The organism is Saccharomonospora iraqiensis subsp. paurometabolica YIM 90007 (assembly GCF_000231035.2).
Lineage (GTDB): Bacteria > Actinomycetota > Actinomycetes > Mycobacteriales > Pseudonocardiaceae > Saccharomonospora > Saccharomonospora paurometabolica.
Genome location: NZ_KI912238.1, coordinates 183,933 through 195,231, shown reverse-complemented (window position 1 = coordinate 195,231; position 11,299 = coordinate 183,933). Strand labels below are relative to the sequence as shown.

12 protein-coding genes are annotated in these 11,299 nt (G+C 71.3%); 7 read left to right on the top strand and 5 right to left on the bottom strand.

All coding sequences use genetic code 11. The features are described 5' to 3' along the window. The coding region (locus SACPADRAFT_RS29915) for a nicotinate-nucleotide--dimethylbenzimidazole phosphoribosyltransferase (protein WP_007024933.1) at positions 1-662 on the bottom strand (662 nt) is incomplete at its 3' end. A 96-nt stretch (positions 663-758) separates the two neighbouring features. On the opposite strand from SACPADRAFT_RS29915, the gene SACPADRAFT_RS0213150 reads away from it, so the two are divergent. Further along, positions 759-1,562, top strand: a complete 804-nt coding sequence (locus SACPADRAFT_RS0213150; protein WP_084258419.1) for an IspD/TarI family cytidylyltransferase — start codon at positions 759-761, stop codon at positions 1,560-1,562. A 16-nt stretch (positions 1,563-1,578) separates the two neighbouring features. On the opposite strand, the gene SACPADRAFT_RS0213145 is transcribed toward SACPADRAFT_RS0213150, so the two are convergent. Together SACPADRAFT_RS0213145 and SACPADRAFT_RS0213140 are read right to left on the bottom strand one after the other, a co-directional pair. Then, positions 1,579-2,577 (bottom strand): aldo/keto reductase family protein, encoded by a 999-nt coding sequence (locus tag SACPADRAFT_RS0213145; protein ID WP_007024931.1) that lies wholly within the window; start codon positions 2,575-2,577, stop codon positions 1,579-1,581. Between the two features lie 33 nt (positions 2,578-2,610). Next, entirely contained in the window at positions 2,611-3,312 is a 702-nt protein-coding gene (locus SACPADRAFT_RS0213140) for a TetR/AcrR family transcriptional regulator (protein ID WP_007024930.1), read from the bottom strand. Positions 3,313-3,366: 54 nt separating this feature from the next. Here SACPADRAFT_RS0213140 and SACPADRAFT_RS0213135 point away from each other — a divergent pair, with 54 nt between their 5' ends. Further along, the gene (locus tag SACPADRAFT_RS0213135; protein WP_007024929.1) at positions 3,367-3,975 is read left to right on the top strand and encodes a TetR/AcrR family transcriptional regulator; all 609 of its coding nucleotides are present in this window, start codon (positions 3,367-3,369) and stop codon (positions 3,973-3,975) included. Between the two features lie 112 nt (positions 3,976-4,087). Further along, the gene (locus SACPADRAFT_RS0213130) at positions 4,088-4,564 is read left to right on the top strand and encodes a hypothetical protein (protein ID WP_007024928.1); all 477 of its coding nucleotides are present in this window, start codon (positions 4,088-4,090) and stop codon (positions 4,562-4,564) included. A gap of 131 nt (positions 4,565-4,695) precedes the next feature. On the opposite strand, the gene SACPADRAFT_RS0213125 is transcribed toward SACPADRAFT_RS0213130, so the two are convergent. Next, the gene (locus tag SACPADRAFT_RS0213125; RefSeq protein WP_028662440.1) at positions 4,696-5,367 is read right to left on the bottom strand and encodes a DUF3043 domain-containing protein; all 672 of its coding nucleotides are present in this window, start codon (positions 5,365-5,367) and stop codon (positions 4,696-4,698) included. Between the two features lie 138 nt (positions 5,368-5,505). Here SACPADRAFT_RS0213125 and SACPADRAFT_RS0213120 point away from each other — a divergent pair, with 138 nt between their 5' ends. Then, entirely contained in the window at positions 5,506-5,883 is a 378-nt protein-coding gene (locus tag SACPADRAFT_RS0213120; protein ID WP_007024926.1) for a HesB/IscA family protein, read from the top strand. A 207-nt stretch (positions 5,884-6,090) separates the two neighbouring features. After that, a complete protein-coding gene (locus SACPADRAFT_RS0213115; RefSeq protein ID WP_007024925.1) occupies positions 6,091-7,554 on the top strand; it encodes an FAD-binding oxidoreductase in 1,464 nt (487 codons plus the stop codon). A gap of 4 nt (positions 7,555-7,558) precedes the next feature. Here the strand turns inward: SACPADRAFT_RS0213115 and asnB are convergent, their stop codons facing one another. Continuing rightward, positions 7,559-9,487 (bottom strand): asparagine synthase (glutamine-hydrolyzing), encoded by a 1,929-nt coding sequence (asnB, locus tag SACPADRAFT_RS0213110; RefSeq protein WP_007024924.1) that lies wholly within the window; start codon positions 9,485-9,487, stop codon positions 7,559-7,561. A gap of 140 nt (positions 9,488-9,627) precedes the next feature. Between asnB and ctaC the strand changes: the two genes are divergently transcribed. Beyond that, on the top strand, positions 9,628-10,575 hold the full coding sequence (gene ctaC, locus SACPADRAFT_RS0213105; protein WP_007024923.1) for an aa3-type cytochrome oxidase subunit II: 948 nt from the start codon (positions 9,628-9,630) through the stop codon (positions 10,573-10,575). A 53-nt stretch (positions 10,576-10,628) separates the two neighbouring features. Next, positions 10,629-11,048, top strand: a complete 420-nt coding sequence (locus SACPADRAFT_RS0213100; RefSeq protein ID WP_007024922.1) for a cytochrome c oxidase subunit 4 — start codon at positions 10,629-10,631, stop codon at positions 11,046-11,048. The last annotated feature ends 251 nt before the right edge of the window (positions 11,049-11,299 follow it).

The window sequence follows — 11,299 nt, the reverse complement described above, 5'->3', positions numbered from 1 at the left end:
CCGCCGACGGCGAGGTCGGCGGGGATCAGCAGGTCCGCACCCGCGTCGACCTCCGCGTCCGCCAGCTCCGCCCCGCCCCGGAGCGCGGCCGTGGTCTCCGCCGCGGTGAGAGCGTCCTCCACGTCGATCGCCCCGGACCCGTCCCGCACGTGGTACGGGCCGGAACCGTGCTCGATCGCGAGGTCGACCGCGCGCAGACCGGCACCCGCCTCGTCGACGAGCACGCCGAGCGGTGTCCCACCCGCGAGCAGGGCGTCGAACCGGCGTGCCGTGTCCCCCGGTCCGCGCGCGGACACACCCCGGGCCGCGATGCCGTGGTCGGCGGCGAGGACCACCACCCGGACGTGCCGCGGCGGCCGAGGGGGCAGCTGCCCCCGGCAGGTCGCGAGCAGGAACCCGAGTTCCTCCAGCCGGCCGAAGCGCGGCCGGGTGCGGGACGGCCGCGGATCGGTGAGGGCGAACCGGGCGGGTACGTCGGCGAACCGGACGGATTCGTCGGCGGTCCCGTCCTCGGTGAGCCGGTTCGCGGCGGCCCCGTCTTCCGTGGCCCCGCTCTCCGTGGCTCCGCCCTCGGTGGCCCCGTCCCAGTCCACCCGGTCTCCGTCGATCCCGTTCCCGCCGGGGGTGGCACCGTCCCGCTCTGCCGCGCTGTTGTCGGACACACCGCCACGGTACCGAGTGCCGGGCCCGGGTGATCGTCCGGCGGGAGACCGGGGCACACCGGCGGCCCCGCACGGTGGGGATCTATGCTCGGGCGGATGGCGGGAGGTCGGACCGGGAACCCGGGGCGTGCGGCCGGGGTGGTGCTGGCCAGCGGCGCCGGGTCCCGGGTGGGGTCCGCGACGAACAAGGTCTATCTGCCGTTGGGCGGGCGCCACGTGCTGTCCTGGTCGCTGGACGCGTTCGCCCGCACCCCCGGGATCGGCGTGCTCGTGCTGGTCACCCGCCCCCGAGACGCGGACCTGGTCGACGAGGTGCTGCGGGACACGCCGCTCCGGGACGGGGACGGGACCGGCGTCCCGGTGGAGGTCGTGCACGGCGGGGACAGCAGACAGGCCTCGGAGCTGTGCGCGCTGCGCCACCTCGCCGGGCGGATCGCCTCCGGCGCGGTCGACACCGTGCTGCTGCACGACGGTGCCCGGCCACTGGTCACGGTCGACACGATCACCACGGTCCTCCGGGCGGCCCGCGAGGACGGTGGCGCCGTTCCCGGTCTTCCCGCCGACGACCTCGTGGCGGTGAGTCCGGACGGCGGCACGGTCCTGGACCGGCCCACCGGGAACCTGGTGCGGATGCAGACACCGCAGGGATTCACCGCAGCGCCGCTGCTCGACGCCTACGAGCGCGCCGAACGGGACGGGTTCGTCGGCACCGACACCGCCTCGTGCGTGGAACGCCTCGGCACCACCTCCGTGCGCCGGGTCCCGGGCGACCCGCGCAACATCAAGATCACCTACCGGCACGACCTCGTCGTCGCCGAGCGGGTGCTGACCGCCCGGAGCGACCCGTCCGACCCGGACCACCCCGGGGCGGACCCCGTGGGTGGACTCCGGGCCGGGTGAGCCGTCCCGGTCGCCTCTACAGGATCGGACTGCGGGTGTGGCCCGGGTCGCGCTCCACGACCCCGTCCAGTTCCTCGTCGATCGCCCGCATCAGGTCGTCGTCCAGCCGGGCGCCCACGGCGTCGACGTTCTCCCGGACCTGTTCGGGCCGGGACGCGCCGATGATGGCCGAGGCCACGTTGTTGTTCCGCAGCACCCAGGCGACGGCGAGCTGGGCGAGGGAGAGCCCGGCCTGGTCCGCCAGCGGACGCAGGCGCTCCACCCGGGTGAGCACGTCGTCGTTGAGGAACCGCTCGATCGTCCGCGCGCCGCCGCCCTTCTCGTCGGTGGCGCGGGAGCCCTCCGGCGGTGCCTGGCCGGGCCGGTACTTGCCGGTGAGCACGCCCTGCGCGATCGGGGACCACACGATCTGGCTCATCCCCTCGCGCTCACAGGTGGGGATGACCTGTTCCTCGATGACCCGCCACAGCATGTTGTACTGCGGCTGGTTCGACACGAACGGGATCTTCAGCTCCCGCGCGAGCGCCGCGCCCCGGGTGATCTGCTCGGCGTCCCACTCCGAGACACCGATGTAGCCCACCTTGCCCTGCCGGACCAGGTCGGCGAAGGCCGTCATCGTCTCCTCGAGCGGGACGGTGTGGTCGAACCGGTGCGCCTGGTAGAGGTCGATGTGGTCGGTGCCGAGCCGCTTCAGGGAGGCGTGGGCGCTCTCCATGATGTGCTTGCGGCCGAGGCCCTTGTCGTTCGGCCCGCCGGGGCCGGTCGGCCAGAACACCTTCGTGCAGATCTCCAGGCTCTCCCGGCGCTGCCCGGCGAGACCGCGCCCCAGGACCGACTCGGCGGCGGTGTTCGCATAGACGTCGGCGGTGTCGAAGGTGGTGATGCCGGCGTCCAGGGCCGCCCGGATGCAGGCGTGCGCCTGTTCCTCCTCCACCTGGGAACCGTGCGTGAGCCAGTTGCCGTACGCGATTTCACTGACCGTGAGGCCGCTGTGGCCGAGTCGACGAAACTCCATGCCGCGGAGTCTAGCCGTCGATCTTTCGCAAGGCTAAGTACCGGGGGTGGCGTCCGCACGGTCGGGGGAGGCCGTGAGCCTGCCGTGTTCGGCGGCGGCCGCATCCGGGCCGACATACGGCAGGAGCGCGCAGTACACCAGGTCGGCCAGCAGCGTGGGCAGGGTGTCCGTCTCTCCGCGCTCGACGCGGTTGTAGATGACCTCCACCATGCCGCCGACGACGGTCTCCGCGGTGAGGGCCGGGGGAGTGCGCAGCCCCTCCTGCTCGGCGAGCGCGCACGTGCCGCGGTCGACGAGGTCGATCAGGGTCCGCAGCGACTCGTGCCGCCGGCGCAGCGCCCGGGGTCCGGCCGCCAGGACCTCGACGACCACGAGCCGCGCCTGATCGGGGTGCTCGGCGAGGAACCGCAGCGTCGCGTCCAGGGTCGCTTGCACCTTCCGGGTGAAATCGTCCCCGCGCGTGGCCTCGGCCTCCGCGATCCGGTCGGTCAGCCGGGCCACCGCGTCGTCGTAGGCGGCGAGGAAGACCTCCTCCCTGTTGCGGAAGTGCTGGTAGAAGGTCTTGCGGGAGACACCCGCGTCGCCGATGACCCGCTCGATGGTCAGACCCGGGTAGCCGTGCCCGGCCGTGACCCGCGCGGTCGCGGCCAGGATGCGGGCGCGCTGGTTGTCGTGGACGTAGTCGCGGGACAGGCCGTGTCGGCCGGGCGGGAGTTGCCCTGCGCGGTCGTCCACCGTGACCTCTTCTCGGAGTTTTCCCGCGGGTGACGCGGCCGTTACTCTGCGGAAATGATCACGAGCACTGCCGAGTGTCCCGCGTGTGCCCGGCTGCGGGCGGCCGTCCGGGTGATCGCGGGGGAGACGCCCCTGCTCGAGGTGACCGCCGACGAGCTCGCGGACGCGGCCGGGACGGACGTTCGGATGTTCACCCGACACTACCCGAGCGTGCGCGCCTGTGGAGTGGCCGCGTTCGAGGAGGTGGCCGACGACCTCCACCGGGTCTGCGCCACCGCGTTGACCGGTGACGGACACGACTGCGCCGCCCGGTTCACCGGTGTGGCGGAGGCGGTGCTGCGGTGGGCGGACGCACACCCACAGTGCGCCCGGTACCTCTTCGTGGTGTCCGAGCGCGCGGCCGTGCCGGAACTGCGGGCCCGGTCGAGCGGGCTGAAACGGTCGGTGACGTCCCTGTTCGACGGCATGGCCGGACACACTCCCGCCGGGCGCATCCATGTGGAGTTCGTGGTCGGTCTGTTCTTCCGCGCGGCCGCGCAGGCCCTGTCTCCGGACGGGGGCGGTGGCCACGCGGCGTTGCGGAGGAAGGTGCTCGCGCTGAGTCCGTTCGTCGGTCAACCGACCGGTGGGGGACACCGTCGCGGGTCCGGTCACGTGCAGTGATCACCAAGAGTGACAGCGTGAATGTGTGCGGTTGACATCCGGAAACACTGCTGTTTCTCTGTATGGGCCAGCTCACTTACCGGCTGGTAACACTGAACCAACGGAGGTAACAGTGACTCGGCTCTCCACGAAGGTCCTGGGCGTTCTCGCGGGCGCGGTCGTCGGTGTCGGCATGTCGGCGGGGGTCGCCGCGGCGGATCACCAGAAGGTCGACGGCACGATCTCGTCCGGCGGGGACTCCTGCAGCTGGACGGACGCGGACACCACCGGCAACCCGCCGGACACCCTGACCGTCGACGGTGCCAGCGTGAACGCCAACACCACCTGCGACGGCAGCAAGGACGTGACCCTGAACAACGATCCCACGATCAGCTTCGACGACGCGGCGGGCACCGCGACCGCCGACCTGATCAGCGTCACCGTGGTGTCCTACGGGATCACCTGCGAGTACGAGGCCGAGGGACTGACGGCCCAGCGGGAGGGCGACACCCGGACCTACACGGCCACGGACGTCACCATCGAGAAGTCCGGCGGCAGCTTCCTGTGCCCGTCCTCGGAGACGGCCGACGCCGAGTTCGTCTTCCACTGACCGGCGCGCCTCCGGGTGTGACCGGGAGGCGGTAGGAACGACCCGCGCCCGGTGGGGTGCCGGTGCCTCGGGCCCGGTGCGCCACCGGGCGCGGGTCCGTGCGCGGCCCGTCCGGCGCTGTCGGGTGTGCGTCAGCCGATCGGCTGACCGGGGCGCACGCGGGGCTTGGGCACGCGGAGCTTGCGGATCTGGCTCGCCCGGACGAAGGCGTACCAGCCGAGCGAGGCGCCCCGGATCGTCTCCTTGGGGAACTTCTCCCGGGCCGCCTTGGTGATCCGCCTCCCGTTGAGGAAGCCCTCGAAGATCATGAGCAGCAGCACGACCGTGGTGAGCAGCGTGGCGTAGGTCTGCACCGCCGGGATCGGCACCAGCAGCGTCACGAACACCAGGATCGCCATCGGCATGAACAGGCCCAGCACGTTGCGCCGGGAATCCACCAGGTCGCGCACGTAGGCCTTGACCGGGCCGCGGTCCCGCGGGAGCAGGTACCGTTCGTCCCCGGCCATCATCCGCTCGCGGCGCTCCCGCGCGGCCTCGCGGCGCTCCTCCTTGCTGACCGGGTTCTTCTTCCGCAGCTCCCGGTTCCGCCGGATCGCCTCCCGCGTGCTCCGCGGGGGCGGGGCGACCGGTCCCCGGCGCCGTCCCTCGGCCTCCCTGCGCTTCGGTGTCGGACGACCCTTGCCCGGGGTGTGGCCCCGGGACGCGGCGGACCCGGCGGCCGGGTCGTCGTCGACCGGTTCGGTGTGGTCACCCACCTCGGTGGGGTCGGCCTCGTCGGTGCCGGAACGGCGCAGGAACCTCACGGGCACCAGGATATGGCAGCGGTCGCCGTCGATGTTCATGCGGTCGGCAGATGTGTCACCATGGGAGACGGGAACAGATCGGGTGCCTGCTCGCGTTGCACTCGGTACCCGCCTGCACCAACACCGTGAGGGAGAGTCATGACGACCGCTGAGCAGACCGGCAACACCCCCGCCGACGCCGGCGAAGCCACGCACGGCGTCATCCTGACCGACGCCGCCGCCGCGAAGGCGAAGGGACTGCTCGAACAAGAGGGCCGCGACGACATGCACCTGCGCATCGCCGTCCAGCCCGGTGGCTGTGCCGGTCTGCGGTACCAGCTGTTCTTCGACGAGCGCACGCTCGACGGGGACCTGTTCCGGGACTTCAACGGCCTGCAGGTCGCGGTCGACCGGATGAGCGCCCCGTACGTCCAGGGTGCGGAGATCGACTTCGTGGACTCCATCGAGAAGCAGGGCTTCACCATCGACAACCCGAACGCGGGCGGCTCCTGCGCCTGCGGCGACTCGTTCCACTGAGTCGGAGGGCCCGCTGAGCCCGACGCTCCGGCGAGCGCGGGTTCCGGCCCCTCTCACCAGCATTGTGGCCCCCTGGCTCGGCCGTGTCAGCGGCCGGGCCAGGGGGCTTTCGTGTGTGGACGGGACGGTGCCGATCCGTCGGCGCGGGCTGTCACACCACCCGGTGTCGTCGCGACCCCGCCGGTGAACCCGGCAAGGAGGCCCGTGATGACCGACGACCTGCTCGATCCCCGCGCCCTGGACGACCTGCGCTCCCGTCTCGACGGCCGGGTCGTGACCCCGGTCGACCCGGACTACGAGGACGTCCGCGCGATCTTCAACGCGATGATGACCGCGCGGCCACGGGTCATCGCACGCTGTGCGAACCCCACCGACATCGCCACGGCGGTGTCGTTCGCCCGGCGGGAGGGACTGGAGGTCGCCGTCCGCGGGGGTGGACACAGTGTGGCGGGCGCGAGCCTGACCGACGGCGGCCTCGTCGTGGACCTGCGGCCGATGGACCAGGTGTCCGTCGACCCGGTGCGCCGCACCGCCACGGCACAGGGCGGCGCCACCTGGGCGGACTTCGACCGCGCCACCGAACCACACGGCCTGGCGGCCACCGGCGGCCGGGTGTCGACGACGGGGGTCGCGGGGCTCACCCTCGGCGGCGGCTCGGGCTGGCTGGAACGCCGGTTCGGCCTCGCCTGCGACAACCTGCTGTCCGTGGAACTGATGACCGCCGACGGCAGGCTGGTCGCCGCGAACGAGGACACCCACCCGGACCTGTTCTGGGCCCTGCACGGGGGAGGGGGCAACTTCGGCGTCGCCACGTCCCTCACGTTCGCCCTGCACCCGCTGCCCGAGTTCTCGATCGCGCTGCTGCTGTGGCCGGGCCGGGACGGCCCCGCCGTGGCCCGGGTCTACCGGGACCTGCTGACCGACGCGCCGGACGAGGTGGGCGGCGGGCTGATCTACCTCACCGCCCAGCCCGACGACTTCGTGCCGGACGAGCTGGTCGGCACCCTGTGCTGTGCCGTGCTCGTCACCTACACCGGGCCGGAGTCGGCGCTGCGGGAGTTCGTCACGCCGCTGCTGGACGCCGAGCCACACGGTCGGGTCGTGGGTGAGGTGCCCTACTCCGAGCTGCAGCGGATGCTCGACGATCCGCCGGGGATGCGCAACTACTGGTCCGACGAGAACCTGCGGGACCTGCCGGACGCGGCGCTCGACCGGTTCCACGCCCGCGCGCCCGAGATGCCCGTGCCGTCGGCCTCCCAGCAGATCCTGTTCCCCTGGGGTGGTGCCGTCGCACGGGGGCGGGAGTGGCCCGGATTCGACCGGAAGGCGGCCTGGGCGGTGCATCCGTTCGGTGTCTGGAGCGACCCCGCCGACGACGAGCGCGCCCGGACCTGGGCACGGTCGCTGTGCGCCGACATGCGTCCGTTCTCCACCGGGGACGTCTATCTCAACTTCATCGGCGACGAGGGAGCAGACCGGATCGTCGCCGGGTACGGCGTCGACAACTACCGCAGACTGGCCGCCGTCAAGGCGGAGTTCGACCCGGACGACGTCTTCCACCGCTGGCACGACATCGTGCCCCTCGCCCACGCGACACCGCCCGCGTCGTCGGGCCCGACGACACCGACGCCGTCGGCCGAACGGCCGACGGCGTCCGGGGAGACGTCGTGACGCTTCAGAGCTTGACCGGGTAGTGCGGCTCCGGCACCTCGGGCTTGATCCGGCCCTCGACGAAGATGCCGTACCAGAGCATGAACACCAGCAGCGCCCACAGCCGCCTGCTGTGGTCGAGCGTGCCCGCCCGGTGCTCCTCCAGCAGTCCCAGCACGGCGTTCTTGTCCAGCAGATCCTCGGTGGCGGAGTCGTTGATGATCCCGCGTGCCCAGCCGTACATGTCGGTGGCCAGCCAGTGCCGGATCGGGACCGGGAAGCCCAACTTGCGGCGGTTCAGCACGTGCGACGGAACGATTCCGTCGAGGGCGCGGCGCAGCGCGAACTTCGTCGTCTCCGGGGTGATCTTCTGGTCGAGCGGGATCGTGGACGCGACCCGGAACACCTCCGGGTCGAGGAACGGCACCCGCAGTTCGAGCGAGTTCGCCATCGTCATCTTGTCCGCCTTGACCAGGATGTCCCCACGCAACCAGGTGAACAGGTCGACGTGCTGCATCCGGGCGACCGGGTCCCAGCCCTCGGACAGGGCGTACCAGGGCGCGGTGACGTCCCGGTGTCCCACCTCCGGGGAGAACGTGCGCAGCACCCGCCGCAGCTGGTCGTCCCGGAAGATCCGCGCGTTGCCGTAGTACCGCTGCTCCAGCGGCAGCGAACCGCGGCGGAGGAGGTCCTTGCCCCGCGTGCCCTCGGGGATCGCCGAGGAGACCTTCCCGAGGAGCCTGCGGACGGCGCCGGGGACCTTCTCGAACGGGGCGAGGGAGAGCGGCTCGCGGTAGATCGTGTAGCCGCCGAAGAGCTCGTCGGAGCCCTCACCGGAGAGCACGACCTTCACCCGTTTGCGTGCCTCCCGCGCGATGAACCAGAGCGGCACCAGCGCGGGGTCGGCCACCGGGTCGTCCAGGTACCACACGATCAGCGGGAGGGTGTCCATCATCTCCTGGGCGGAGACGGTGCGCACCACGTGCTCGACCCCGATGGCGGCCGCCGACTCGGCGGCGACGTCCACCTCGGAGTAGCCCTCCCGCTCGAACCCGGTGGTGAAGGTCACCAGGTTCGGGTTGTGCTCCTTGGCCAGCGCGGCGATGGCGGTCGAGTCGATCCCGCCGGAGAGGAAGGCGCCGACCGTGACGTCGGCACGCATGTGCTTGGCGACCGAGTCCCGCATGACCTCGGCGATCCGCTCGTGCAGCGCCGCCACCCCCGATGGGCCGGACACCGGGGTGGCCCGGAACTCGGGGGAGAAGTAGCGCTCGGTCCGCAGCTCGCCGCCGGGCGCGACGGTGAACGAGGTGCCCGATTCGATCCGCCGGACACCCTCGTGCAGCGTCTCCGGCTCGGGCACGTACTGCAGTGCGAGGTAGTGCTGCAGGGCCGTGTCGTCCACCTCGTCGGTGGCGCCCAGGGTGCCGAGTAGTTCCAGCAGGCTCTTCTTCTCGCTGGCGAAGGCCACGCCGTACGGCCCGGAGGCGTAGAACAGCGGCTTGATGCCGAACGGGTCCCGCGCCCCGAAGACGACCTTGCGCTCGGAGTCCCAGATCAGGAACGCGAACATCCCGCGCAGCCGCCCCACCGCGGCCGGCCCGAGGTGGTGGTACGCCGCGACGATCGCCTCGGTGTCCCCCTCTGTGGTGAACGTCGCACCGTGCTCGTCGGCGAGCTCGCGGCGGAGTTCGGGATAGTTGTAGATCTCACCGTTGAAGTTGATCGTGTACCGGGTCGGGTTGTCCTCGGGACCCCAGGTCAGCGGCTGGTGCGAGTGGTCGACGTCGATGATCGCGAGGCGGTTGAAGCCGTAGACGACCTCCGCGTCGGCCCACGTGTCCGACTCATCGGGGCCGCGGTGTCGCTGACAGCGCAGTGCCCCGCCCACCGCGTACCGGGCCCTGGCCGCGTCGTTCTCGCTGGCACACACCAGTCCAAGCAGACCGCACACGCCTACTCACACACCCCTTGTTCGTCGCCGCCGAAGTCGTAGAGGGCAAGTATGCCGGGGAAGGCGGTGACTCCGCCGCGCCGGGTCTCGGCTAGAGTCGGCAGGCGTCGCAACGGATCGGGCGAGGAGGCATCACGTCAGTGGGCGTTCCAGAGCGCACCCCGCGGACACGGCGGGGCAGGGTGGGCAAGACGGCCGCGCTCGCGGGACTCGTCGCTGTCACGGCGACCGGGTGTTCCGGTGAGGAGATTCTGCGGTTCGGCTGGCCGGACGGGGTCACCCCGCAGGCGGACGACATGCGGATGCTGTGGACCTGGACGGTCGTCGCGGCGCTGATCGTCGGTGCGATCGTGTGGGGCCTGATCTTCTGGAGTTCCGCGTTCCACCGGAAGAAGAAGGGCGACACCGAGGCACTGCCCCGGCAGTTCCAGTACAACGTGCCACTCGAACTGTTCGTGGTCGTCGTGCCGGTCATCATGGTGTGCGTGCTGTTCTTCTTCACGGCGGTGACGGAGAGTTCCGTGCTGGCCGAGGAGGACGAGCCGGACGTCGAGGTCGACGTGACCGCCTTCCAGTGGAACTGGGAGTTCGCCTACCCGGCGACGACCACCCCGGAGGGTGAACCGGTGAACACCGTCGGCACGTCGAGCGAGATCCCGCTGCTGGTGCTGCCGACCGACCGGACCATCGAGTACAACCTCCGTTCGACGGACGTCATTCACTCCTTCTGGGTGCCCGCGTTCCACTTCAAGCGGGACGTGATGCCGCATCCGGAGAAGAACAATCAGGACAACACGTTCCAGAACACCATCGACCAGGAAGGTGCCTTCGTCGGTCGGTGCGCCGAGCTGTGCGGCTCGTACCACGCGATGATGAACTTCGAGGTCCGTGCGCTGTCCCCGGACAAGTACGACCGCTACATGCAGCTGCGTTCGCAGGTGAACCCGGACACCGGGCTGCCCTACACCGCCGCCGAGGCGCTGACCGTCATGCAGGGTGAGGGCTGCGACGAACAGCTGTGCAGCCCGACCGCGACGACGACCAGTCCGTTCGCGACCGACCGCACGCTGCGCACCGCGTCCGGCTGAGCGCGGGCAGCGCGCCGTGACCGTAGCGATCGAGTGAGAAGGAACAGACACTCATGAAGGTGGAAGCCCGGGTTTTCGACATCGTCGCGATCTTCGCCCTGGTCGTGGCGATCGTCTACGCGGTGCTGACCGGTTCCATGACGCGGGACGGCGTCGAGCCGATCGGTACGGTGGCGCTGCTGCTCTCGGGTGGGCTGGCACTGCTGGTCGGGAGCTATTTCCGCTTCGTCGCGCGCCGCATCGAGCCGCGCCCGGAGGACCACGAGGACGCCGAGATCAGCGACGGCGCCGGCGACCTCGGGTTCTTCAGCCCGGGCAGCTACTGGCCGGTGGGCGTCGCCGCCGGTGCGGCCCTGGTCGGCATCGGGCTGGCGTTCATGTACACCTGGCTCATCGTGCTCAGCGGGATCGCCCTGCTCATCGCGATCGGGGGCCTGGTCTTCGAGTACCACACCGGCCCCGGCCACCACTGACACCCGCCCGCCCGTCGTCGAGAGCGGGGGTCCCGGACACGTCCGGGACCCCCGCTTTTCGCGTGAGGGGCACATTCCCTGCGTCCCACGCAGCGAATGTGCCCGTCACCGCGACAGGCGCAGGGAAAGTGCCCTTCACGACAACCACGGCCGGTGCCGGGTGGGTGGGCGTGCGGCTCAGGTCCGGGCGGTCCAGCGGGTGAGCAGGTCGGCGGCGGCGCCCGAGTCGACGGCGTCGGCGGCGCGGCCCA

What these genes read in the sequence shown, in the direction of transcription:
- SACPADRAFT_RS0213150 (WP_084258419.1), top strand. Translation starts at nt 759, where the DNA reads ATGGCGGGAGGTCGGACCGGGAACCCGGGGCGTGCGGCCGGGGTGGTG.
- SACPADRAFT_RS0213145 (WP_007024931.1), bottom strand. Translation starts at nt 2,577, where the DNA reads ATGGAGTTTCGTCGACTCGGCCACAGCGGCCTCACGGTCAGTGAAATC.
- SACPADRAFT_RS0213135 (WP_007024929.1), top strand. Translation starts at nt 3,367, where the DNA reads ATGATCACGAGCACTGCCGAGTGTCCCGCGTGTGCCCGGCTGCGGGCG.
- SACPADRAFT_RS0213120 (WP_007024926.1), top strand. Translation starts at nt 5,506, where the DNA reads ATGACGACCGCTGAGCAGACCGGCAACACCCCCGCCGACGCCGGCGAA.
- SACPADRAFT_RS0213115 (WP_007024925.1), top strand. Translation starts at nt 6,091, where the DNA reads ATGACCGACGACCTGCTCGATCCCCGCGCCCTGGACGACCTGCGCTCC.
- SACPADRAFT_RS0213100 (WP_007024922.1), top strand. Translation starts at nt 10,629, where the DNA reads ATGAAGGTGGAAGCCCGGGTTTTCGACATCGTCGCGATCTTCGCCCTG.